The 25,890-nt window shown below is 40.8% G+C and carries 22 protein-coding genes and 2 pseudogenes; 22 read left to right on the forward strand and 2 right to left on the reverse strand.

The genetic code is table 11. The features are described from left to right. The 20 genes and pseudogenes from PGS38_RS08675 to PGS38_RS08770 all read left to right on the forward strand — a co-directional run. Window positions 1-320 (forward strand): hypothetical protein (locus PGS38_RS08675; protein ID WP_330670627.1); only part of this gene is annotated, 320 nt, incomplete at its 5' end. A 10-nt stretch (window positions 321-330) separates the two neighbouring features. Then, window positions 331-804: a hypothetical protein gene (locus tag PGS38_RS08680; protein WP_158583753.1), complete on the forward strand. Its 474-nt coding sequence runs from the start codon at window positions 331-333 to the stop codon at window positions 802-804. Window positions 805-858: 54 nt separating this feature from the next. Beyond that, window positions 859-1,203, forward strand: a complete 345-nt coding sequence (locus PGS38_RS08685; protein ID WP_005339644.1) for a hypothetical protein — start codon at window positions 859-861, stop codon at window positions 1,201-1,203. 76 nt (window positions 1,204-1,279) lie between these two features. Then, the gene (locus PGS38_RS08690) at window positions 1,280-2,629 is read left to right on the forward strand and encodes a hypothetical protein (RefSeq protein ID WP_117801916.1); all 1,350 of its coding nucleotides are present in this window, start codon (window positions 1,280-1,282) and stop codon (window positions 2,627-2,629) included. Window positions 2,630-2,649: 20 nt separating this feature from the next. Beyond that, window positions 2,650-3,774 (forward strand): Fic family protein, encoded by a 1,125-nt coding sequence (locus tag PGS38_RS08695; protein ID WP_270476154.1) that lies wholly within the window; start codon window positions 2,650-2,652, stop codon window positions 3,772-3,774. A 197-nt stretch (window positions 3,775-3,971) separates the two neighbouring features. Then, a pseudogene (locus PGS38_RS08700) lies at window positions 3,972-4,382 on the forward strand (hypothetical protein); the annotation flags it as partial. 20 nt (window positions 4,383-4,402) lie between these two features. Beyond that, on the forward strand, window positions 4,403-5,092 hold the full coding sequence (locus tag PGS38_RS08705) for a response regulator transcription factor (RefSeq protein WP_055181289.1): 690 nt from the start codon (window positions 4,403-4,405) through the stop codon (window positions 5,090-5,092). Beyond that, window positions 5,068-6,333: a sensor histidine kinase gene (locus tag PGS38_RS08710; protein WP_118640289.1), complete on the forward strand. Its 1,266-nt coding sequence runs from the start codon at window positions 5,068-5,070 to the stop codon at window positions 6,331-6,333. The genes PGS38_RS08705 and PGS38_RS08710 overlap by 25 nt, the downstream gene beginning before the upstream one ends. Window positions 6,334-6,510: 177 nt before the next feature. Then, window positions 6,511-7,185 carry an ABC transporter ATP-binding protein gene (locus tag PGS38_RS08715; protein ID WP_006426335.1) on the forward strand — a complete coding sequence of 225 codons (675 nt, stop codon included), beginning with the start codon at window positions 6,511-6,513 and terminating at the stop codon, window positions 7,183-7,185. Continuing rightward, window positions 7,182-9,626: an ABC transporter permease gene (locus tag PGS38_RS08720; protein ID WP_119188570.1), complete on the forward strand. Its 2,445-nt coding sequence runs from the start codon at window positions 7,182-7,184 to the stop codon at window positions 9,624-9,626. Before PGS38_RS08715 ends, PGS38_RS08720 begins: the two co-directional genes overlap by 4 nt. 348 nt (window positions 9,627-9,974) lie before the next feature. Beyond that, a pseudogene (locus PGS38_RS17510) lies at window positions 9,975-10,073 on the forward strand (TnpV protein); the annotation flags it as partial. Between the two features lie 129 nt (window positions 10,074-10,202). Continuing rightward, window positions 10,203-11,324: an ROK family transcriptional regulator gene (locus PGS38_RS08730; protein ID WP_330423520.1), complete on the forward strand. Its 1,122-nt coding sequence runs from the start codon at window positions 10,203-10,205 to the stop codon at window positions 11,322-11,324. A gap of 397 nt (window positions 11,325-11,721) precedes the next feature. After that, a complete protein-coding gene (locus PGS38_RS08735) occupies window positions 11,722-12,750 on the forward strand; it encodes a zinc-dependent alcohol dehydrogenase (RefSeq protein WP_055268459.1) in 1,029 nt (342 codons plus the stop codon). Window positions 12,751-12,759: 9 nt separating this feature from the next. Further along, window positions 12,760-13,152: a VOC family protein gene (locus PGS38_RS08740; RefSeq protein ID WP_119188569.1), complete on the forward strand. Its 393-nt coding sequence runs from the start codon at window positions 12,760-12,762 to the stop codon at window positions 13,150-13,152. Between the two features lie 18 nt (window positions 13,153-13,170). Next, window positions 13,171-14,535, forward strand: coding sequence for an MFS transporter (locus PGS38_RS08745; protein ID WP_118601432.1), 1,365 nt, complete (start codon window positions 13,171-13,173; stop codon window positions 14,533-14,535). Window positions 14,536-15,103: 568 nt separating this feature from the next. After that, window positions 15,104-15,958 carry a YitT family protein gene (locus tag PGS38_RS08750; protein ID WP_118601433.1) on the forward strand — a complete coding sequence of 285 codons (855 nt, stop codon included), beginning with the start codon at window positions 15,104-15,106 and terminating at the stop codon, window positions 15,956-15,958. Window positions 15,959-16,214: 256 nt separating this feature from the next. Beyond that, complete coding sequence (gene rhaB, locus PGS38_RS08755; protein ID WP_118601434.1) at window positions 16,215-17,615, forward strand: rhamnulokinase; 1,401 nt, start codon at window positions 16,215-16,217, stop codon at window positions 17,613-17,615. 34 nt (window positions 17,616-17,649) lie between these two features. Next, complete coding sequence (locus PGS38_RS08760) at window positions 17,650-19,071, forward strand: arabinose isomerase (protein WP_118742058.1); 1,422 nt, start codon at window positions 17,650-17,652, stop codon at window positions 19,069-19,071. A 45-nt stretch (window positions 19,072-19,116) separates the two neighbouring features. Continuing rightward, entirely contained in the window at window positions 19,117-19,938 is an 822-nt protein-coding gene (gene rhaD / locus PGS38_RS08765) for a rhamnulose-1-phosphate aldolase (protein ID WP_055265851.1), read from the forward strand. A 210-nt stretch (window positions 19,939-20,148) separates the two neighbouring features. After that, a complete protein-coding gene (locus PGS38_RS08770) occupies window positions 20,149-21,831 on the forward strand; it encodes an AAA family ATPase (RefSeq protein ID WP_270476158.1) in 1,683 nt (560 codons plus the stop codon). 64 nt (window positions 21,832-21,895) lie between these two features. Here PGS38_RS08770 and PGS38_RS08775 read toward each other — a convergent pair whose 3' ends face one another. After that, the gene (locus tag PGS38_RS08775; RefSeq protein WP_118594592.1) at window positions 21,896-22,828 is read right to left on the reverse strand and encodes an AEC family transporter; all 933 of its coding nucleotides are present in this window, start codon (window positions 22,826-22,828) and stop codon (window positions 21,896-21,898) included. Between the two features lie 586 nt (window positions 22,829-23,414). Between PGS38_RS08775 and PGS38_RS08780 the strand changes: the two genes are divergently transcribed. Beyond that, window positions 23,415-24,059 carry an L-2-amino-thiazoline-4-carboxylic acid hydrolase gene (locus PGS38_RS08780; protein ID WP_118594593.1) on the forward strand — a complete coding sequence of 215 codons (645 nt, stop codon included), beginning with the start codon at window positions 23,415-23,417 and terminating at the stop codon, window positions 24,057-24,059. Window positions 24,060-24,127: 68 nt separating this feature from the next. Next, window positions 24,128-24,934 carry a class I SAM-dependent methyltransferase gene (locus tag PGS38_RS08785; RefSeq protein ID WP_055227053.1) on the forward strand — a complete coding sequence of 269 codons (807 nt, stop codon included), beginning with the start codon at window positions 24,128-24,130 and terminating at the stop codon, window positions 24,932-24,934. Window positions 24,935-25,052: 118 nt separating this feature from the next. Here the strand turns inward: PGS38_RS08785 and PGS38_RS08790 are convergent, their stop codons facing one another. After that, complete coding sequence (locus PGS38_RS08790; RefSeq protein ID WP_270476161.1) at window positions 25,053-25,709, reverse strand: SDR family NAD(P)-dependent oxidoreductase; 657 nt, start codon at window positions 25,707-25,709, stop codon at window positions 25,053-25,055. Between the last annotated feature and the right edge of the window lie 181 nt (window positions 25,710-25,890).

A 25,890-nucleotide genomic window follows, 5' to 3' on the forward strand; every position in this document is an offset into this window, starting at 1 on the left:
GGCATATCTTTTTCGGGAGGACGAGTTATTTACCATATACAGCAGAGCCACTTGTTGAAATCGTAAAAAAGCATACTAATTTTTATGCTTCATTAACACCAGGGGCTCGTGGGACATCTCTTAAAAACTGTTTGGATGCATTGATTACGAAATATGGTGTAGATATTTTCGAAAGGGAATTGTCAAATGACTATGAAAAGTTTTTATCAGCGTTAGTCAATAGTAGAGTTCGAATAATGCATATTAAGCGTGAACAGAATCGTAGGTGTAGGAGGTCAGAAAATAGAATGGTGTTATACAGATGTCCTATACTCGTTTAAAAGTATGTATTTGTTAGGAATTAAAGCAAAGCATCAGGAGTTGGTTGAGGTATGTGGACATACCATTAGGCCACAAAATAGAAATTCCCCAAGAGAATTGGCATATAGCGAAGATTTTATTTTGAGTTGTGTTGATAAGTGTAGAGAACTCAATAATTATCAGGGCTTGCAACAATTTATCGATGTTTATGAAACTGTTGGAAATGTAATACCAGTTTGGCCGGGGGCAAATGTTCACAGAGGACAATTTTGTTGCTACGATTGTCCGGATATTTATTTTAATAATGAGAAAATCAGGGATCACGCATTGGCATTTTATAACAAATACTCAAATTCATATATGTGTGGAGATGATGCAATAATTGCTGGAATATACAATAACATGTCTGTAAAAAGTTTGATTAATATGGACAAAGACGAATATGAAAACTATATTGAGCATGCAATTAATGTCATTAAATGGAGAACTAAAAAAATAGAATGATACCGGAAGATGTTCTGGAGTCGTGTAAATATATTTTGGAAATGGAGATAAATTATGCCTAAATACACAGATGAAGATATTAGAAATATGAGTAAAATAACATGTAAGATAGCGGCAGATTACCTAGGCATATCCCCTATGGCGGTTAGTATCGGCATGAGAAATGATCTTTTACCGATCGGTTTTGCAATTCACAATGAAGAAAGAGATAGAACATATTCTGAGAGTTGGTCCTATCACATAATTGGTGAGAGATTGATTGCATATAAGTACGGGAAAACATCAGAAGTACAAGTTCAAAATATAGAAAAGAGTCTAAATACTATAATAGAACAGTTTGAAGAAATGAAAAAAGATTTGGTTTTTCTATTAAGCGAAAACGAGGATCAGCAGAATTAGAGCTTTATGAATATGCGTTTTCGCTGGGAAAATACAAAGATGTTGACAAAAAATATGCAGGAAAGGAGCTGCCAGGATGGAGAATGAAAAAGGAATAGTTAAATTGACTCGTAAGCAGCTCTATGATGAAATATGGGCTCTTTCAGTTGCAGGGGTAGCCAGAAAATATAATTTGAATTATGGTAAACTGATAGCAACTTGTAAAGTAGAAAATATATCTTTTCCTTCTTCTGGTTATTGGACTAAGAAGAATATGGGAAAAGATGTATCGAATGAGATTGTAGAATTTTCTGGATTGGAAGATACAGAAATTTCATTGATAACGAAAGACGCGGTTGTTAAGCGTATTCGGAAAGCTAAGGCAGAAGTAGTAGAGAAAGTGCATACTGACGTAACAGAAGAATTGGACGTAGTAACGGAGGAGGATTTACCGCAGAAAAAAACGGACAACATACCTGAGTGGCCGGATGGAATTCTTGATTATTTGGATGAGACGGAAAGAAATAAAGTATTAGAATATGCATGCAATCTGCAGATAAGTCAAAGTACACGATTGCATAAAATGTTGGTCCAATACAAGAAGGATATTGCAGATTATAAGTCAAAGCTGAAAGAAGTACAGAGTAGACCATACTATAATTCAAGACATAACAAACCAGAAAACGAGCCTGAATTCTTTAAGGAAATGTCTGATGAGTGTATGTCACGTGCAATTGCAATATTAGATACCGTATTCAAAACAATTGAATCTTTAGGTGGAAGTATTAATAGTGATTTGTCTGTGAAAATTAGAGATGATATTGTTAGATTTCGTATGGTTGAGAGTCAAGACCAAGTGAAGCATGAAATGACTAAGCAAGAGGCACAGGCGCTCGTAAAATATAATGATGATATCAAAAATCACAGATGGGTTTCAAAACCGCAAATTAGAAAGTATGACAAGGTATATAATGGTAAACTTCGTATTGTGTTTGGGGCGCGAAGCTACATAAGAGATAACGATTCTGAAAAATTAGAAGATAGACTGGGTGATATTTTGGTTACCCTGTATGAGAAGGCAGAAGAGAATAGAATTGTACGAGAAGCACGTGAAGAGGCAGAACGTAAGAGAGTTGAAGAAGAGAGACGCAGAGAAGAAAATAGACAAAGAAAAGAACAAGAAATTCGTCTTGTAAAAGAACTTGTAAACAAAGCTGAAGACTATAGAATTGCAAAGGAAATAAGAGAATATATTCAGGCTATGATAGATAGTGGAAATGAAGATATTACTCCAGAATGGATTGAATGGGCTCTGAAGAAAGCTGACTGGTATGATCCGTCTATAGCGACTGAGGATGAATATCTGGGAAAACGTCAGCATGAAAAAAGTGCTGAAGAAAAGGAAAAATCTTTGCAAGACAGTATCAGAAAGAGCTGGTATTGGTAAAAATGAATGGAGGCAATTTGATGGATAAAGATCCTTTTAAAGAGTATATAAGGCAATCAGAACCAAGTAAAAGAGACAAAGGTTACGCCTGGCATACAGCTATCGGACTTCAAGCAGTGGATGGATTAAAGCCTTCGAAGTATTTGATTGATACTGCAATAAAGAATATTGAAGGTGATATTTCGATTGATGAAGCGCAGAAACTTCTAAATACGTATTATGAAGAAAATCCAAAAGCAGATACAAACGACCGTACGGAAGAGGCCGACAAAGTTGCTGTTAGAATTGCAAAAATTTTATCGGAGAAAGCATTTAGTTTTACTCCGAATGAGTATATCTCTATTCATAAAAAGTTGTTTGCTGGGACTTATGGACATGCAGGAAAACTGAGAGATTATAATATTACAAAAAAGGAATGGGTGCTGAATGGAGCAACGGTTCTTTATGGAAGTGCATCAGAACTTCGCGCAACCTTGGACTATGATTTTGCAGAGGAAAAGAAGTTTAGCTATAAAAACCTGAGTATGGAAGATATTATTCATCACTTGGCACTCTTTGTATCAAGATTATGGCAGATACATGTATTCGGAGAGGGAAACACACGAACTACAGCAGTATTTTTTATTAAGTATCTTAGAACGCTGGGATTTGACGTAACCAATGATATTTTTGCGGAAAATGCGTGGTATTTTAGAAATGCACTTGTTAGGGCCAATTATAACGATTTGAAAAATGGTGTTCATGAGACAACTGAGTATTTGGAATTGTTTTTAAGAAATTTATTGTTGGATGAGAAGAATGAACTTCATAATCGTACGATGCACATTAGTGGAAGGTTTTCAGAAGTGGACATTGAAAGAGTAAAAGTGGACATTGAGAGTGGAAAAGTGGACATTGAAAGCACAAAAGTGGACATTCGAAATAAATTACTTTCTTTCTCAGATACGATTTCAGAAAAAACAATAAATCATACAATAGAAATATTTTCAAAATGTGGAAAAGAAAATTGTTTCGGAAGAACGATAGTTGAAGAAATTACTGGATTAAAGCCATCAGGAGCTTCCAAGTTAATAAAACTGTTGGTTGATAGTGAGGTAATCGTACCTGTAACAGGACATGGAAAAGGAAAATATCGGTTTCAATAAAAGTGAACATTGAAAGGGTGTTAATGCCATTCGCAAAAATGCTCAAAACAAATCGGCGTACCCGCCACACGTTTACAAAGTCAAACGGTCTGTACGCCATGTCTTAACCTTATGATTGCAGATATTAGCAACCTGTCAAAGAGTGTAAAAACTCAGTAACTATGCGGGTTCGCGTACTGTTAAAGCAGTGAAAAACGACACCGCATGTTGAGACGGTTGTTCTTTTGTCCCAACTGAAACAAAAGCCGGATGATTACATTAATGTCACGATTGAACTTGATGATATGGATATAACATCTGCAGAGACTAAGGCTACATATGATGAGATAAAGAAGTATGTGGCTGAACATAATGCCGGCATGAAGGTTTCCAATCTGTATATCTCACAGGTAAAGAGAAAATGCGGAATTGAGGTTGGAAAGAATTTGCGCGTTGCAACGAGGAGAATGGACTGCTTGCAGGGCAATTCGACGACTGCCGCGACAGACTTGGAACTTGTTCCAAGTCCTAATTTACCTAAAAATGAAGATAGCAGGCAACCGCAGTGTCCAGAAGATAAAGAGAGTGCAATTGTGGAGGCATTGAAGCATTTTAAGATGAATAGTTAATAAAGAGAGGTGCAGATGCTATGCCAGGTATACTCGTGGTTGAAGATGATGAAAATTTAAATCGTGGAATTACATTTTCACTGAAAAAATCCGGATATGAGGTTTTTTCAGCAGAATCAGTGAAAAAAGCGAAAAGAATTGCAAGTGATCATAATGTGGATGTTACCATTTGTGATGTGAATCTTCCGGATGGGAATGGACTGGAATTTGTAAGGTGGATGAGATGCAATTATAATACATACATTATTTGTCTTACAGCACTAGATCAGGAGATGGATCAGGTCATGGGATATGAAGCAGGGGCAGATGATTATATTACAAAGCCGTTTAGTCTTTCGGTACTTCTTTTGAAAATAGAAGCACATTTCCGCCGCAGACAGGAGAAAACGGAAGCCGGAAAGATGATTTCGGGAGATATCGTATTTATCGCAGGAGAAATGAAAGTCCTGATAAAGAGTCGTGAAATCAGTCTGACAAAAACGGAGTTGAAAATGCTGACTTTTTTTCTTCAGAATCCGAAACAGATTCTTTCAAAAACACAAATATTGGAAAATGTGTTTGATCTGGAAGGGGATTTTGTGGATGAAAATACAATCGCTGTCAATATCAGAAGACTCCGTGAGAAAATCGAAGACAATCCGGCTGCACCGGTCTATATCAAGAATATCAGAGGTCTTGGGTATATATGGAATCAGGAGGTAAGGCAGTGACAAAGAGATATCGCAAGAAGATTACAGTAGTGTTCTCCTTGATATTACCTGTCATATTATTGTTTGCAATATTAAATTGCTTTACCACGTATGTGTTTTATGAAGATTACAAATATAAAATGAATCTTATGACAGAGATTGCTGCAAAGGAAGAATTTTCCGGGCTGGATGCTGTTTCGGAATTGCTTAAGGATAAGGATATTGAAACCAACGAACAGGGAAAGCAATTATTGGAGCAATATGGATACTGGGGAAATAAAGGGAATGCATTTTATTCGCAATTCCAGCATCAGGTTATGGTGATCGGTGCTGTAAGCACTGTGATATGCGTGTTTTTTTTGACTTTTTTACTTTATTGGAAGAAAAAAGAAGATGCGTGTCATCAGAAAATATTAGACCAGTTGGAAGAAATTCTGATCAGATTCCGTGAAAATAAATTTGATGATTTACTGAAAACGGAAAATTACGCAGAACTGGAAAAATTGAATGACCAGCTTGAAGCAATCGGACATCATATTCAGTTGCTAAAGGAAGAAGCACGGACAGAAAAAGAGAGCACGAAAGAAATGGTTTCTGACATCTCACACCAGTTAAAGACACCGGTTGCAGCTTTGGATATATGTTTTAGTGTGCTGATGCAGAATGACTTAAGTGCCACAGAACAGGAGGAGTTTCGTATCCGTTGTCGGAGTGCTCTGGATGGACTGGAGACATTATTGCAGTCGCTTCTTGAAATATCCAAGATGGAAACTGGACTGATTCAGATGAATAAGAAAAAACTTCCACTTATAGATACTGTCATATCTGCTGTGAATCGTACATATCCAAAAGCGGATGAGAAAGAAATTGAATTCGTTTTTGACTATGAAAAAGAGCTGGAAACATGCACGATTATGCAGGATAAAAGGTGGCTTGGCGAAGCTGTGATCAACGTTCTGGATAATGCGGTCAAGTACAGTCCGGGTGGTTCAAAAATATTTATCCGGTTACAAAAAAGAAACGATCTTGTAAGAATGGAAATTGAGGATCAGGGAATTGGTATTCCGCAGAATGAGTATCACAAAATTTTTCAACGATTTTACAGAGGAAGTTCCAGGGAGGTCATGGAAAAGAGTGGTACAGGAATCGGACTTTTTCTATCGAGAGAAATTATCGAAAAGCACGCAGGTATGATTACGGTAACCTCCGGCAAAAAGAAAAAAGGAAGCACGTTTGTGATTCAATTACCATATGTTAGTTAAATTTTAAATGAGCAGAAATCTTACAATTCTGTAAGACTTCTGCTCGTTTTTGAAAGTGAAATGAAAGATTATCCTGATACAATTTGGATGTAGGTTGAAAAATGACCAAATACATAAACAGGCAAAGAAAGCGTGTTGAAAAGGTACGTTTTACAGAATTGAAAAGGAGGTAGCACATTGAGTGTGATATTAGAAACCAAGCAGCTTTGTAAGTTTTATGGCGCAGGTGAGAATCAGGTCAAAGCGGTCAATCAGGTGGACATTCAGATTGAGCAGGGAGAATTTGTCGCAATTGTTGGAAAGTCAGGTTCCGGTAAAAGTACATTACTTCATATGCTTGGAGGGCTAGACACCCCGACAAAAGGCAGTGTTACTTTAGCAGGGAAAGATTTATACAGGATGAAGGAAGATGCCCTTGCTGTTTTCCGCAGAAGAAAAATCGGATTTGTTTTTCAGGCATTTAATCTGGTTTCATCTGTTAATGTCTGGGAAAATATTGTACTGCCACTGGGGCTGGATGGAAGAAAAGTGGATGAAGCGTATGTAAATGATATTATTGCAACTCTGGGGATTGAAAACAGGATTTACAATCTGCCAAATCAGTTATCCGGAGGACAGCAGCAGAGAGTAGCAATTGCAAGAGCACTGGTGAATCGTCCGGAAATTATATTTGCAGATGAGCCGACAGGAAATCTTGATTCTAAGACCAGTGATGAGGTGATCGCCCTGCTTAAGATGACAGCAAAAAAATATGGACAGACAATTGTAATGATTACCCATGATGACGAAATTGCACAGGTCGCTGACCGTATTCTGGTGATTGAGGACGGACAGGTGGTGGATTTTAGATGAAGACAATAAGCAGGATTGCATATAGCAATGACAAAAAGAACAGGACAAGAAGTATACTGATCATGATGGCAATCTGTCTGACCACGATGCTGCTTGTTATCATCAGTACTGTGGGAAATGGGGTAATTCGTTTACAGAAAAGTCAGGCGGCAGGATCATATGGAAGCAATTATGGTCTGTTTGTTTCCGCAGACGGATCGCAGTTAAAAGAAGTAAACCGCCGTGCGGAAATAGATGCTACAGGCACTATGTGCACCGAAGGTATCATAAAAGGCAATGAAAAAGGCGGGTTTGTCTGCATGGATGAGACTGCAAGAAAAATGCTTCCTTATAATAAAGAATATGAGTTGAAGGAAGGAAAGTATCCGGAAAAAATGCAGGAAATTGCCGCAGGAAGAGCATTTTTTCGTGCAATGGGGTATGGTGATGTAAAGATCGGAGATACGGTTACACTGGATTACCGCGCAGGGATGCAGTCAGAATATAAGCCGGAAGAATTTGTTGTCAGCGGAATCCTATATGATCGGGATGAGTATACCATCGAGGCATCTTATGTTGCTTTCGGGTCACAGGAGTTTTATGATGAGCACGTCGCAGAGAATGACAGACAGTATAATATTTATTTTACTTTAAATGATTCTGCAAATGTATCTATGAATAATATTGATTCGGTTATAAAGCAGATTGCAGCAGCTTGTGGGATCGAAGAAAAAAACGTTATAGTCAATGATCTCTATTTGCAATGGGTCTTGCAGCCGAGTTATGAAACGATTGCGGTATGCGGGGTTTTGATTCTTGCAATTGTACTTTTCTCTGTTGTGGTCATTTATAATATTTTTCAAGTTGGTATTGCCAACAAGATACAGGAGTATGGAAAAATCAAGGCTCTGGGAGCGACAAAAAAGCAGATGAAACAACTGATCTTCAGAGAGGGCATTTTTTTGACATTTTTTTCAATACCGGTTGGATTGCTTTTTGGCTTTCTGATTGCAAAATGCGGTTTTAACTGGCTGGTAGAACAGGGGAACCTTGTATCAACTGGAACTGGCTCTATGGGAGTTCAAAATCAGCAGGTGCCTCTGTTTTCCCTGCCTGTTATGCTTCTCTGTATTTTCGTATCATTTCTTACCGTTGCTTTGGCACTGCGTAAACCAATGAAAATTGTTTCACGGATTTCACCTATCGAAGCAACACGGTATTTAGAAAATGCAGAAACACAAAAAAAAGGAAAACGAAATGGCAGAAAAAATGTCACCGTGTTTTCTATGGCAATGGCAAATGTAACGGGTAATCCCAAAAGAACTATTGGTACTATCCTCACAATGGGTTTTTCTTGCGTATTGTTTGTGATTATCTCTAATTATGTGGGAAATATTGACACGGAGCATGAAGCACGTCTTTCCGTTAATCATGGACAATTTGAACTGCAGCTTGACTATTCTGCTGAGTATGATGAAAGATATCCGGAGAATAACCTGGATACGATTCTGACGGATGATCCATTGAATGATTCGATGATTGAAGAAATCAAAAGCATTCCGGGAGTAACAGATGTCATGACGAGAGAGATTGTCTCTGTAAATCTGAACGGAACAAGATTTCCGGCTGATATTGTGAGTAAAAAGGATTTTGATTTTATGCGCCAAGAAGGGGATATTGGCTCTATGGACTATGATCAGGCGGTAAAGAATGGTGATATTTTCTTTGGCTGGTCAACGTGGATGGAACAAGATGGATATGCTCCGGGTGAATCCATTGCATTTGACTTTGAGAATGGAAGTGGAACCTATACCTATCAGGGAAAGATTGCAGGCTCTTTTGTAAGTGCGGACACTTATCTTGTCATTCCGGAAGGTGTATACCGTTCCATGAATCCGAGGGGAACAGCCTATGGCTATCTGTGGGTGGACTGTGATAAAAAAGATGTGGCATCTGTAGAACAAAGTCTGAATACTTTGATTTCTAATACTTCGCATATAAAAATGGATACTTATCATGCGCAGTTACAATCTGCCGAATTTGCAAGCAGCATGATGAAGCTTGGCTGTTATCTGTTTATGGCTATTGTAGGACTCATCGGGTTTATGAATATGGCGAATACCATGATCATGAATATTACGACAAAAAAGCAGGAATATGGTATATTACAGGCTGTGGGTATGACAAATAAACAATTAAATTTATGCCTGCAGTTACAGGGACTGATGTTTACGGTTGGGACCATATGCGTAGCTTTGATCATTGGTCTGCCGCTCGGCTATGCACTTTTTTCCTATGCAAAACATAATGGAATATTTGGAATGAATATCTATCATGTTCCAATCGTACCAATTTTTATTATGATTTTTTTGGTCGGTCTGTTGCAGATTGTACTTTCCTGCGTTTTAAGCAGTAATCTGAAAAAGGAAACGCTGGTAGAAAGAATAAGGTATCAGGGATAGCAAGTAATATGTAATGAACTAGGTCTTAACGAAGAGGAGAAATAGATAACTTCCATTTTGTATGTATGATAAATCTAAACAGTATTTTAGCAACATTTCCTGAGTGGGGGCAGAAAGTGCCCCCACTTTCACTATTTGGGGGCGAAAAGCGCCACCATATATCATAAATGATGGGTTCAAGGGGAAAATCCCTTATAAGTTTTTTTGAAAACTGTCGTTTGGTAAAATCTATTCCATTTTTAAAAGCCTTGCGATAAAATATGTTCTGTGAGACGGTAGTTCTTTTGTCCCAACAAAAGCCAGATGACACGATAGAGATCGACTTAGATTTAGAAGTTGGATGCAACCAGTGCTGAGTTGAAAGCTCGTGATCAGATGGAATGGGTCAGATTGGTAAATGGTATTCGTAATATGGCAGAAGAACTTGTGCTAAAAGAATTGGTGTAGATCTAAAGCGTGGAAAACTCCTTCGGGAGCTTTTGGCTGTTTATAAGATAAATTCTGTCGGAGATTTATTATAAAACATTACTTTACAAGAAGAATAAAAAAGCATATAATTCTTTTATAATATATTTAATAAAAGAGGGTAAGAAAACGGAAAATAAAGATAAAAAAAATACAACAAGAAAAAAAATAATTAATTATGTGCTAAACAAGCATGTTACATCCAAGGCGGAAATCGCAAAAGAGTTAAACTTGAGTATGCCGACTGTGTTAGCAAATGTGAATGACTTATTAGAAAAAATGGTGTTGGAAGAAACTGGGGAATATGCTTCGACCGGTGGACGAAAGGCAAAAAGTATAGGGATTAATAAGTCATACTGTCATGCAATGGGAATTTTGATTACAGCGAATCATATAGAAATGGTATTAGTAAATCTTGGAGATGAGATTATAAAAAAAGATCGCATCCGTTTAAAATTTACGGCAGAATTATTCTATTGTACAGAGGTGGCACAAAAGGTCAAAAATTTTCTTGAAGGCGAATTAGCGAAGGACACGCTACTTGGGATTGGAGTGGCGATTCCAGGAATTATTGATCAGAAAGAACGGATCGTTTTAAAATCCCATGCTTTAGGTATAGAGAATTATAGTCTGCGCTTTTTAGAGCAGGCGTTGGAAATTCCAGTATATTTTGAAAACGATGCTAATGCTGCAATGCTTGCAGAAAAAAAGCAAAAGTATCCAAATGCGATATATCTGTCTTTGAACCACACCTTAGGAGGTGCATTCTGCATAGATGGAAAGCTGTTTCGAGGGCAGAACCAGAAAGCAGGGGAGTTTGGTCACATGATACTCGTTCCCGGTGGAAGAAAGTGTTATTGTGGTAAATCAGGATGTGCAGATGCATATTGTGCAGCAAGTGTACTGACACAAGATAACAGGCAGTCACTGGATGCATTTATGGAAAAAATTGAAAGTGGTGATGAAAAAAATTTGCAGACATGGAATGAGTATTTGGATCATCTTGCTGTTTTGATATCAAATCTGCGGATGGCATATGATATGGACATCATACTAGGAGGTGATGTGGGAGGCGTATTGTCAGATTATATGATACCACTGGGAGAAAAAGTGATGGCATATAATGGCTTTGAGCATGATGTTTCATACTTGAAAAATTGTTCGTATAAGAAAGAAGCGTCGGCTGTTGGAGCCGCGAAATACTTTTTTACAAAACATATGGTAGAATTGTAATTTTTTTGAACGCAGATAAGCAGTCCACCGCATCTGGTGCGTAGGGAATTAAGCGTTGGGTAAGGGGATGTTTAGTCTGTTGGAGTTAAAAACTCCCACTGACAAGTTGCAAAGCGAATGCGATGTCCGATTTATATGTGTGAAAAACGAGAAGTTGTGTAAAATTAGAAAAAGATATTATAGTAAAAAAACGGAAAGAAAACAGTAACTACGGTTTCCTTTCCGTTTTTTTGCATATTAATTGTGGAAAATATACAAAAAATATATTTTGAAATTATGAAATATATAAAAATATGAAAAAACATATTGACAAATTGTGTTTATAGGACAATAATATAATTACTTTAATAAAACGTTTTATAAAACGCATAACAATATAAAAAAGGAGGAAACAACTATGTTACAGCAGGTAATGACAAATCCAGGAGAAATTATTTTCAGAGAGATTCCGGTTCCGGAGGTAAAGGAAAATCAGGTGTTGGTAAAGATTATGAATATTGGTGTTTGTGGATCAGATATTCATGTTTATCATGGAAAACATCCGTTTACAAAATATCCGGTAACACAGGGACATGAGGTTTCTGGTGAGATTACAGAACTTGGAAAAAATATCACCGAGTTTCATGTGGGACAGAAGGTGACGATAGAGCCGCAGGTATATTGTGGACATTGCTATCCATGTCGTCATGGAAAGTATAATCTCTGTGAGGAATTAAAAGTAATGGGATTTCAGACGACAGGAACAGCATCTGAGTATTTTGCAGTGGATGCATCTAAAGTAACACCTATTCCGGAAGATATGTCCTATGAAGAAGGAGCTATGATCGAACCTCTTGCTGTGGCAGTTCATGGTGTAAAACAGATGGGCGATGTGGCTGGCATGAATATTGCAGTCCTTGGAGCAGGACCGATCGGAAATCTCGTGGCACAGACAGCAAAAGGAATGGGAGCAGCGAAAGTGATGATCACAGATATCAGTGATCTTAGATTGGCGAAGGCAAAAGAATGTGGAATTGATGTGTGTGTGAATACCAAAAATAAAGACTTCGGTGAGGCGATGATCGAAGCATTTGGACCGGATAAGGCAGATGTGATCTACGACTGTGCCGGAAACAATATCACAATGGGACAGGCAATTAAATATGCAAGAAAAGGAAGCACGATCGTACTGGTGGCTGTTTTTGCAGGAATGGCAGAAGTAGATCTTGCAGTGGCAAATGACCACGAACTTGACATTAAGAGCACGATGATGTACCGCCATGATGATTACATAGATGGAATCAGACTGGTAAATGAGGGCAAAGTTCATTTGAAACCGCTCATCTCAAAGACATTTGCTTTTAAAGATTATCTGAAGGCATACCAGTATATTGATGATAACCGCGAGACAACGATGAAAGTAATTATCAACGTCAGTGAAAAGTAAGGAGTTCGTATGGAAAATAAATATGGAATTGTCGGAATTGCCCATGTCGGGCTTCCGACAAACGATTTACAGAAAACAGTTGAGTTTTATAAGAGTCTTGGATTTGAAGTAATTATGCAGTCTTATAATGAAAAAGCAGGGGAAAAAGTGGCATTTTTACAGATAAAAAATTACTGCATAGAGGCTTTTGAAAATGGGAAGGCGGAAATGTCAGACGGTGCATACCAACATGTTGCACTTGATGTGGAAGACATTGAAAGTATGTATCAGAAAATCTGCAATGAAAAATACATAGTTATTACAGACGGAATCGAAGAACTGCCATTTTGGGAAAATGGTGTGAAGTTTTTTATGATTAAGGGACCAAATGAGGAAAAAATAGAGTTCTGTCAGAAACTCTGATAAAAATAGGAGGGACATATGGGAGGCGAAAGCAAAAATGGAAAAGTACCGCTGATCAGTAAGATTGCATATGGGTTTGGTGATGTTGGATGTAATTTCAGCTGGATGTTCGTCAGTAATTTTCTGATGATATTTTATACAGACGTGTTCGGAATCAGTATGGCGGCTGTGTCAGCACTTATGCTTTTTTCAAGATTCTGGGATGCAATCAATGATCCAATCGTCGGGGGATTTACAGATAAAACAAAATCGAGATGGGGACGGTACCGTCCATGGCTGTTAGTAGCGGCACCAATCACAGCGATTCTTCTTGTTATGACATTCTGGGCAAGACCCGACTGGCCGCAGAATGGAAAGATCATTTATATGGTAATTACATATTGTCTGCTGGTTTTGGGGTATACCTGTGTGAATATTCCATATGGAACCTTGTGTGGTGCTATGACACAGGATATTGATGAACGTGCAAAAATAAATACATCCCGTTCGGTTGCAGCGATGATTGCAATTGGTGTGTTAAATATTATCACAGTTCCACTGCTCGGCAAATTCGGCAGTCATAGTGCAAAGACAGGATATCTGACGGTTGCGGTCATATATGGATGTATTTTTACAGCCTGTCATTTCTTCTGCTTTGCGAAGACGAAAGAGGCAGTGATTACTCCGGAAAAAGAAAAAATTTCTGTAAAGATACAGTTGAAAGCAGTCATGCAGAACAGACCATATCTTCTTGCATTGGCAGGGCAGATATTATTTGGATTTACATTATATGGTAGAAACGCAGATATTCTGTATTATTTTACATATGTGGAAGGAAATGCCTCTTACTACACAACTTATTCGATGTGCATCATTATTCCTTCTATCATCGGGGCAGCCTGTTTTCAACCATTATTCCGCAAGCTGAATAATAAAGGAAGAACAGCATCTCTCTTTGCTTTGTTTACAGGAATTTCCATGTTGTCTATGTTTTTCTTCAATGCCAAAGAATCATCAGCTATTTTTTATGCATTATCTGGTCTCACACAGTTTTTTTTCTCTGGATTTAATACCGCAATCTATGCAATTATTCCAGACTGTGTGGAATATGGTGAGTGGAAAACCGGACTTAGAAATGATGGTTTTCAGTATGCATTTATTTCACTTGGAAATAAAATCGGAATGGCAGTTGGAACAGCACTTTTAGCAGGATTACTTGGAAAATATGGTTATATTGCAAATCAGACACAAAATGCAATTGTACTTTCAATTATGAAACATGCATTTACGACGATTCCAGGTGTACTGTGGATTGTGACTGCGGTTGTATTATTTTTCTACCGGTTAAATAAAAAACGTTATAACGAGATTGTGGAAGAACTGAAAAATGGAAGAAAAAGTTGACATCGTGGCATTGGAAGAATTGCTGATTGATTTTACGGAAGCAGGACACAGCCAGGATGGGAGGAAATTAAAATACCGATACCAATAGAAATTTTAAAATCGGATACAATCTGAATGGCGTTTGCTTTTCTTCCGCCGGTGGATGCAAAAAGCCGTTTTTTTTTCTATCAGACCTTCCTGCTCCAGAAGGTTGAGGTTCTGGCTGACTGTGGATAAACCCATCTGCAGTTCCTGAACGATCTGCTGCTTGGAGGTCTTTTTCTTTCTGTAAATATATTGGTAAACCTTTGAGTTATTTATTTTTTGAGACTAATGTTGGTCAGTCCCTTTTCATTCATGATGTTCTCCTGATTGTGTTACAAGATAATATTAAGTATCAAAATTATTGTAGCATAGAACGAAAAAAAGCAATAAAAAGGATATGCATTACAGAAAGCTGACGGAAAAGCAACAACGATACACAAATATGTTGGAATGATTTCTGGAAAGGGTTTACATATCTTCAAAATGCCATTAATATAAAGAAGGGATCTTCCCATCCATAAAAAATAAGATACGGAGAATTAACATGAAAAAACAATTGAAGGATACTCAGATTCTGTTGGAAATCCTGATCCTGACAGCAGCTGTTGCTATTATTGCAGCGGCAGTCTATTTTTTTCTGGTACCAAGCCATACTTCTGTCAGCAGTATTTCGGGTCTTGGTATCGTACTTTCCAACTTTGTACCGTTGCCCCTTTCCGCCATCACCATGATTCTGAACGTAGTACTTCTGATCATCGGCTTTTTTACCTGCGGAAGAGAATTTGGTGTAAAAACCGTCTACACCAGTATCATGCTTCCTGTTTTTCTTGGAGTTTTTGAAAAAATCTTCCCGGATTTTGGTTCGATGACAAACAGTCAGGAGCTGGATGTTCTGTGCTATACACTTGTAGTCAGTGTGGGACTCAGTATTCTTTTTAACAGAAATGCTTCTTCCGGCGGACTTGATATTGTAGCAAAGATCATGAATAAATATCTTCATATGGAGCTTGGAAAAGCCATGTCTCTGTCTGGTATGTGTGTTGCTCTGTCTGCAGCACTCGTTTACGACAAGAAAACGGTAGTTTTGAGTATTCTTGGAACGTATTTTAACGGAATTGTTCTGGATCATTTTATTTTTGACCATAATATCAAACGCCGGGTATGTATCATCACTCCAAAGGAAGAAGAACTTCGGGAATTTATTCTTCATGAGCTGCACAGCGGTGCTACGATCTACGAAGCCTATGGTGCCTACAACATGCAGAAGCGCAAAGAAATCATCACGATCGTAGACAAGACAGAATACCAGAAATTGATGAATTTTATCAACAAACTTGATCCGAAAGCGTTTATCACAGTTTATAATGTATCCAACATGAGATATCAGCCTAAAATGTAAAAAAGTTCCGCAGCACCTCAATCACAGAAGTGCTGCGGAATTTTTTTACCGTAATTTCCTGTGAAAACGTTTCTTGAATTACCCCATGGAGCAAAAACTCCGGCGCGGCTGAAGGAGAAGAAGAGCGAACGGATGCAGATGGATACGATCAATGACATCGTTATAGTGCAAATAAGGACACTTTTTTAGACAAAGCGTGTTCTTTTTTTACCACATAAAGTTATCTATAATTAGAGACAGAAAATGGAGGAAGGGTATGAAAAGATATTATTTAGCAATTGATATAGGAGCATCCAGCGGAAGGCATATTCTCGGGCATATGGAAGATGGGAAAATGGTTCTCGAGGAAATTTACCGTTTCCCGAATGGAATGCAGAAACGGGACGGTGAGAAGGTGTGGGATATCGAGGCACTCTTTGAAGCCGTGTTGGCCGGAATGAAAAAATGCAGAGAACTTGGAAAGATCCCGGTGAGTGTCGGAATTGATACATGGGCAGTTGATTTTGTCCTTCTGGACAAGGATGATCAGCGGATCGGAAATGCCGTTGCTTATCGCGATGACCGCACGAAAGGAATGGATGAGGAGGTTTATCGCACGGTGCCGGAGGAAGAACTCTATGCATCGACCGGCATTCAGAAACAGATTTTTAACAGTATTTATCAGCTTATGGCGTGGAAGAAGAAAAAACCGGAACAGCTGGAAAAAGCAGAGACGTTGCTGATGATTCCGGATTACCTGAATTTCCTGCTTTCCGGCGTGAAAGCGCAGGAATACACAAATGCAACAACGACCCAGCTCGTCAATCCGGAAACCGGGGACTGGAACAGGGAGATGATTCAAAAACTGGGATACCCGGAGAAAATCTTCCTGCCGATCCGTGAACCGGGGACTGTGATCGGTCGTCTGAAAAAAGAAATTCAGGAGCAGGTCGGCTTCGACTGTGAGATTGTTCTTCCCGCAACACACGACACAGGCTCCGCAGTAGTCGCTGTGCCAAGCAATGAGGAACATGTACTCTACATCAGCTCTGGAACCTGGTCTCTGATGGGAACAGAATTAAAAGAGGCCGATTGCGGAACAGAAGCTATGCAGCACAATTTTACCAATGAGGGCGGCTACAACAGAAAATACCGTTTCCTGAAAAATATCATGGGTCTGTGGATGGTCCAGTCTGTGAAAAAAGAAATCGCAGAAGATTTAAGCTTTGGAACGATCTGCGAAATGGCATCGAAATGCACCATCCCATCTATCGTGGATGCAAACGACGATCGTTTCCTTGCACCGGAACATATGACAGCCGAGGTACAGAAGGCATGTGAAGAAAGTGGCCAGCAGATACCGCAGGGAATTGCAGAGGTTGCAGCAGTGATCTATAACAGCCTGGCAGTATGCTATGCAAAGACATTAAAAGAACTGGAAGAAAAAACAGGCTGCCGGTACCGAACTATTCATGTCGTAGGCGGCGGCGCCAATGCCGGTTATCTGAACTGGCTGACAGCAGAAAAGACCGGAAGAACCGTGCTGGCGGGACCGACCGAGGCAACTGCCATCGGCAATCTGGCGGTGCAGATGATCACCGGAAAGGAATGCAGCAATTTGAAGGATGCGAGAAACTGTATTTTCCATTCCTTCGAAATCAAACAATATGAGCCATAAAAAATGAGACGAAAGGTTAAAAGGGGCAAAGAACATGTTAGTTGAAACAAAAGCAAAAGTAGGTGTATTTGCAATCGCACTGGGTGCATATCTGCCGCAGTTCCCGACGCTGGTTCCGGAATTTGAGGCACAGTATGATGCGTTCAAAAAGACGATTCCGGATACCGTTGAAATGATCGATGGTGGAATCGTTACAACGAAAGAATTATCGATGGAAGCAGGAGATAAGTTTCGTGCAGCGGATGTAGATCTTGTTATTTTACAGCTTCTGACCTACGCGACCAGCTACAATATGCTCCCGGCAGTCCGTGACCTGAATGTGCCGGTTGTACTTGTGAATGTGCAGAAACGGAAAGCACCGGATTATGCGAATACCGATACGCCAAAATGGCTCGGTGAGCTGTATGCCTGTGGAGCAGTCGGTGAGATGGTAGCCGATCTGGAGCGTGCAGGAAAACGTCATGCCGTTATCACCGGTGTTGTAGAAGGCGGAGATGCTTACGTGGCAAAGGAAATCGACGAGTGGTGCCGGGCAGCCCAGGTACGCAGAAGATTCCGCTACACCAATATTGCCCAGATCGGAAGACCATATCCGGGAATGATGGATCTGTATATCGATGAAACCAATCTTTACAACCGGATGGGACTTTACACGAAACAGTTCGACTGGGAGAAAATGTGGGCAATCGCGGATCCTGTCACAGATGAGGACGCAATCCGCGCCAAGGCAGAGGAGATTCTGGATACTTTTGATATCGAGGGCGGTGCAACGGTAGAGACCGTATGGGATATGGCAAAATATGTCGTTGCATTTGAAGAGTGGGTGAAAAAAGAAGATCTTGGTATGGTGGCATCCCATTATGACGGCTTTGCCAAGGGGGTTGCCGGAAAACTGGACAGCATGCTGATCCCGGCATTTTCCATGCTGATTAAACAGGGCACAGCCTGCGCCGTAGAGGGTGATATGAAAGTTGCAATGGCAATGAGCATTCTGAAAACAATCGCCGGAACCGGTCAGCTTTCTGAGATGTATTCGATCGATTTCAATGAGGATATCTGTATTATCGGCCACTCCGGATCGGGAGATGCTGATATTTCGCAGGCGAAAAAACCGTCCATGAAAATCGTTGATGTTTTTCATGGCAAGACGGGCGGCGGATATCTGACGCAGTTTTATCCGCCGGTCGGAGATGTTACATATCTTGGAATTACGCAGGATAAAGACGGTCATTTTAAATTTGTTGCTGCAGAGGGTGTCAATGAGGATGGTCCGATCTTTACCTTTGGCGATACAAACATGAGAACACGTTTCTCCATTGGGGCAAGAGAGTTCTGCAACAGATGGAGTGAGGCGGGACCAACACATCATATGGCAGCAGCTGTCGGACATCATATTGATACGATTCTGAAAGTGGCAAAAATCCTGGATGTGCCGGTAGAGGTTGTGTGCCGGTAAATATCGATAAAAGAAGAGAAAAGAGAGAAAGAAGAGGGAAATAACATGAAATTCTTAGATGCAGAATTTGTAAAGGGCTTTATCCGCATGGCAAATGATGGCTGGGAGCAGGGATGGCATGAGAGAAACGGCGGAAACCTTTCTTACCGTGTGAAACCAGAAGAGGTTGAAGAGGTAAAAGAAAACTTTGAGGCCAGAGAGTGGAATCCGATCGGAACCGCCGTTCCAAATCTTGCGGGAGAGTATTTCCTGGTAACCGGAAGCGGAAAATATTTCCGAAATGTCACAATCAAACCGGAAGACAGCATCTGTATGATTGAGCTGGATGAAAAAGGTGAAAATTACCGCATCGTCTGGGGTCTCGTCAACGGAGGACGTCCGACCTCAGAGCTTCCGAGCCATCTGATGAACCTGGAGGTAAAAAAACTTCAGGACGAAAGATACCGCGTTGTGTACCATGCACATACCACCAACGTGATCGCGCTTACCTTTGTTCTGCCGCTGGAAGATAAAGTATTTACCCGCGAACTCTGGGAGATGGCAACCGAGTGTCCTGTTGTATTCCCGTCCGGAATAGGTGTCGTTCCGTGGATGGTTCCGGGAGGCAGAGAGATCGCCGTTGCCACGAGCGAGCTGATGAAGAAATATGATCTTGCTATCTGGGCACACCACGGCATGTTCGCCGCCGGCTTTGATTTTGACCTGACCTTCGGTCTGATGCATACCGCAGAAAAATCTGCAGAAATCCTGGTAAAAACACTTTCTATGCAGCCAACGAAACGCCAGACGATCACACCGGATGAATTCCGCCATCTGGCAAAAGACTTCGGCGTAACACTTCCGGAAGAGTTTTTGTATGAGAAATAAAACTGGAAACTGATAGTGAAAAATGGCCGTCTGATCCTTGCACTGAGGAATGGGACGGCCATTTTTTTGCTGTGCAGAAGAAAAAGTCTATTAATTTCTTTCGGAATTTGATAAACTATAAGATAAGATTATCGATTAGAAAACAGTGGAACATTTCATTATCAGACAGAAAATGCTGGTGTGTCTGCGCTCAGAAAGGAAAGATGAAATATGACTTCAGCGATTAGTATAGGAAAGCAGGATTTTGCTTCCCTTCGAGAAAATCATTATTTTTATGTTGATAAAACCGATTTTATCAGACAATGGTGGGAAAGTGGAGATGACATTACGCTGATCACACGTCCGAGAAGATTTGGCAAAACATTGAATATGAGCATGCTGAATTGTTTCTTTTCCAGACAGTATGCAGAAAAAGGTACCATCTTTGAAGGGCTTTCCATCTGGAAACAGGAAAAATACCGCAGACTGCAGGGAACTTATCCGGTGATTTTTCTGAGCTTTGCGGACGTAAAACAGAATAACTATCAAGATGCAGTGCAGAAGATAAAAAATATTATTGTAGATGCTTATCGCCAACATCGGTATTTGGAGCAGGAAGAATGCTTTACGCAAAATGAGAAACAGCAGATGCTGGAAATTACAGAAAAAATGAGTGATGTGACAGCACAGGATGCATTAAAAAATCTTTCCAGTTATTTGAATCTTTTATATGGAAAAAAAGTTTTGATCTTTCTGGATGAATATGACACGCCCATGCAGGAAGCCTATATTCATGGATACTGGGGTGAATTTGCCGGATTTATGAGAAGCCTTTTCAATGCGACGTTCAAAACAAATCCATATCTGGACCGCGCTGTGATGACTGGAATTACCCGTATTTCCAAAGAATCTGTTTTTTCGGACCTCAATAATCTGACGGTTATTACAACAACATCGGATGCCTATGCAGACTGTTTTGGTTTTACAGAAAAAGAGGTATTTCAATCATTAGATCAATTTGGAATGCCGGAAAAGAAAGATCTGGTAAAGCAATGGTATGACGGATTTTGCTTTGGCACGCATCGTGATATTTACAATCCGTGGTCTATTACAAATTATCTGAAAGAGAAAAAACTGCGGCCCTACTGGGCAGCTACAAGTTCCAATGGATTGATCAGCAAACTCCTGCAGTCGGCATCGGTAAATATGAAGGAAGAACTGGAAAAACTGATCAACAGACAACAAATTGTAGTTAATTTTGATGAGCAGATTATATTTGGACAATTAGAACAGGATGAAAGTGCGGTATGGAGTCTGTTGGTGGCAAGCGGTTATCTGAAAGTGGAGGAGATTGAATACAGAGGACTGACGCTGGAGCCGTGGTATTCTCTTTCCATCACAAATCTGGAGACTGTGAGCATGTTTTCGAATATGTTCAAAAGCTGGTTTGCAGCGGCATCTGCCAATTATAATGAATTTATCAAAGCATTGCTGAATGGGGATGTAAAAGCGATGAACCTCTATATGAATGATATTGCACTTGCTACATTTAGTAATTTTGATGCTGGAAAACATGCGTCCGAGCGGAGCCAGCCAGAGCGGTTTTATCATGGATTTGTACTTGGGCTGCTGGTGGAAGTGCGAGATCTTTATGAGGTGCGTTCCAATCGGGAAAGTGGGTATGGAAGATACGATGTGATTCTAATTCCCAGAAATTTGGATCGAGATGCTATGATTCTGGAATTTAAAGTAAAAGAAACGGAAGAAAAAACGCTGCAGGAAACGGTACAAAAAGCACTGGCGCAGATTGAAATAAAGAAATACGACGCGGAACTGAAAGAACGGGGAATCCCAAAAGAAAGAATCCGGCATTATGGATTTGCGTTTGAAGGGAAAAAGGTATTAATTGGGTAATAGAAAACGCTGTCAATGCTTCTCTGGAAGGGGAAGCGGGACAGCGTTTTTTTGTTAATTGTGATTAGATTACCATCTGAAGCAGCATTACCATAAGCGGCATCGTCACAATAGAAGCCAGCGTAGTAACAACATTGATGGCACTGGCATAGCGCGAATCGTTGCCGTATACCTGGCACATCTGGGTAACCGTGGAAGCAGATGGCGTGATGATGGCGAGAAAAACGATCAGAATCAGTGTCGGTCCGTCAGCGGAAAGGTCGGCGAGATGGCTGAGTTTTAAGAGAACAAGCGCCATCAGCGGAACGGCGATCAGGCGGAGAAAGGTCACGAAGTAAATCCGTTTATTCGCAAAAATCTGACGGAAGTCCATGCCGGCAAAAAGCATACCCGTAACAATCATACTGGCAGGGCCAACCATGCTTCCGACAGAATGAAACGTATTGTTGACCAGCGCAGGAAGCCGGATGCCCGTGAAAAAAAGAAGAATTCCGACGAAAATAGAAATAATATTGAGGTTCAGAACAATCTTCTTCCAGTCATAGGAAGCCTCACGGCTGATCACCTTTTTGCAGTGCGTCCAGAAAAAGACAAGCTGTACGCTCATATAAACACAGCTGTAAAGCACCCATTCCGCTCCTAAAACAGCCGTCACAAGCGGCACAATCAGATTGCCGGAATTGGAGTAGTAAACAGAAGTTATCTCAACCGCATCCAAATGAAACACCCGTCCAAGAGCTGAAACCGCAAAAAGAAGCACAACCTGCATCAGAAGCGAAGCCGCAAACGCAACCAGCAGCCCCCGCACTGTTTCCGGCGTGTAATCGACCTGAAACGCATTCAGAATCACGCAGGGAATGATCAGGTACAGCACAATTTTCGACAGAACTTTGCTGTCCTCATCCTTTAAAAGTCCGGCTTTTACGATTAAAAAGCCCATAAAAATCATAAGAAAAAGCTGCGCGATCTGCTGCGCAAGAAGAATACTGATCGTCATAAAAATCTCCCCATATGTGTGCCTTATAGAAAATATTATAAGGTGGAGAAGAGGGGATTTCAATTTCTTTTTGAGAGATTTGGGTCGAAATAATGGTGAAAATATAAGAAAAATGGCTGTTGACCAAAAGAAAATGCTGTCATATAATATATTCGACAAGAGAGCCGTTGGTCAGTGTACACCTGACCGCCGGATAAAGCTTCTAACTAAAAATAGCGCCTAACTTTACCAGAGCAGGGGCGCTATTTTGATTTGACAAAATTACACGATTGCAATATAATATACTTAACAAGACAGCCGGAAGGTGAGCGCAATCACCCGATCTGGCGAAAATATTAAATAGCTATAAGAAGTGGCCATCCATGCTTACCAGAGAGCAGGATGGCCATTTCTTAATTTCTATAATAAAGGAAGGCTGAATTATAGTCAAGAAATTTTTGCGATTTTAAAACAAAGTAATAAAAAGTGTGATATAATAACCTCATAATGAAAAGTAAAATTCCGCCTATTTTTCTACATTGTAGGCGGCAATTTTACACCTGCCAGTTAGTGAATCCTAATAAAAGTAAGATGGAGGTACCCGCCCATGATGGAATACACCAGCAAATATTGGAACATGCTGACTCCTTTAATAAAGAAAAGTCTGCTAAAACGCTACGGAAAAGAGGAGACCGCAGAGCTTCTCCGCAAGACCAACCAGATCTACCGCGACATGCTTCGCCGCGCCGATGATATCGGAAAGGACAACCCGATGGCGTCGAATCTCTATGAAGGCCTCATTTTTCTTGCGCTCTGGGATGCGTCGGACAAACAGATTTATGTGGATGAACTGCGTACAATCTCAGAGGAGATGATGTCCTTCCCGCTTCTGAAAGCCATGGGCCTGATGATTAATGCGAATAAGAAGAGCGGCATGGCGCGGATTGCGAAGATGATGCATAAGGATGCCGCCTGGCTGGAAGCACATCCGCAGTATAAGGCGTATTCGTGGGATTTTCATTTTGATGAGACGAAGCATCAGGACGGTTTTTATTACCACTTCACCCAATGTCCCCTGAACACATTCGCCCGAAAAGAGGGCTATCTGGAAGTGCTGCCGATTATGTGCGACATTGATTACAAGACAGCAGCCCTGATGCACGCGAAGCTCTACCGTGACCATACACTGGCAGGCAGCGGTGAGGTCTGTGATTACTGGTTCGTGGGGGACAAGGTGGAAAATCCGAAATAAAATAAGACCGGGACGGAACCGGTGAAATGGATCGAAGAATATAAAACACAGAAGGGAGATCACCCAGAATGAGCAATGAAAAAATAAAACCAAAACTGAATGGAACTGCCGAGACGATGCTGCAGTGCTTCTACGCCCGTGCCATGCACAGCAGAAATCCGAAAAACAAGTTCCGCGACACCAAAGCAGAAGAGCTGATTGACCGCATCGACTATGATTTCAGCAATGCGAAAAAGGACACAGCAATGAGCGGCGGAATCGTAGCGCGGAGTGTTGTGTTTGATGAGCTGGTCAGCGACTTTATCCGAAAGAACCCGGATTGTACCGTCGTCAACATCGCCTGTGGTCTGGACACACGGTTTTACCGCATGGATAATGGAAAAATTACCTGGTACAATCTCGATCTGCCGGAGACGATTGAGGTGCGCGATTCCATCTATCAGGAATCCGGCCGTGTTTCCACGATTGCGTGTTCCGTGCTCGACCCGGCATGGGCCGATCAGGTAAAAGTGCGGGGCAAAATGCTTTTCATTATCGAAGGTCTGACCATGTACATGAAAGCGGATGAGGTCAGAATGATGCTCGCCATCATCCGCGATCATTTCGACAATGCCTACGTCTGCATGGAAACGCTGTGCCCGTACTTTGTAAAGAAAGAAAACATCGAAAAATCTATTCAGGCGACGGGCGCGACGTTTACCTGGGGTGCGAACAGCTTTGCAGACCTGGGCGACATTGCCGCCGGTTTCCGAAAAGTAAAAGACGACAACATCGCCCGCGGTATGGAAACGCTGAATCCCATTTACAAGCTGGTGATGTGGATGCCGATCATCCACAAATTCGCAGAGAAAATTCTGGTGTTTGAAAAAGCGTAAGAAAAGAAATGAAAAGAAATGAAAAGAAATGAAAAGAAACAGGCAGCCCGGCAGCGGAAAAGCTCAAAAAGCTTCCGTGCAGGGAACCTGTTTTTTGTTTGTGCAGGAAATTAACAAATCATTCATCCGGCCACACAAAATGTGCATTCCCCGCCTCAAGGCCGTCAATCAGAATATTCTGTCCCGTGCAGAACCGGTTCGTCACGGTCATAAAATACGCCCAGTCCGCTGCTTCCTCGACGGTCATCCACCGTTTCAGCGGCGTCAGCTCCATGATATGATCCCAGAGCTTTTGGTCTTCTGTGACAGGCAGATTCAACTCGGTCAGTACGCCGCCGAAATCAAGGCTGTTGCACGTTCCGCCATACGGTGCAATGCGGAGTGCCACGTTTTTCGTGTAGGCGAGCACACCGCCCTTGCTTGCGGTGTATTCCGGAAATTCAGCTCCGGTATGGCCGCTGGCCGAGCCGATCATGAGGATGGCGCGGATGGTGTCATGAATTCCGTACGCCTCCGTGATTGCGATGGTTCCCTTTAAATTGATATCAATATCATCCTCGTTCTGCACACCGGCGTTGTTGATGACAATATCAAAAGGCGCAAGTGCCGGATACTGTTCTTTGGCGCGGATATCAAGGCAGAAATGAGTATACGAATCCTGGCTGATCGAAGCCTCCTTCCGGTCAAATCCGGTAACATCAAAGCCTTCTTTTAAAAATTTCTCCGAAATCGCCTTTCCGATTCCGGAGCTGGTTCCTGTAATAAGTACACGCATACGATAACCTCCCGATGAAATATTACCCTCATTATACCGCAAACACAGCATGCGATCCAGAAGAAACGAAAAAGAATGCAGGAAAAGAAAATGTTACGGGAAAAATCACTGCATAAAACAAAAGAGTCTCTCAAAACCACAACAAATAATTGACAGATTTTAGGAGAAGGAGTAGAGTTTT

It is taken from the genome of Fusicatenibacter saccharivorans (assembly GCF_027667425.1).
In the GTDB taxonomy this organism is placed as follows: domain Bacteria; phylum Bacillota; class Clostridia; order Lachnospirales; family Lachnospiraceae; genus Fusicatenibacter; species Fusicatenibacter saccharivorans.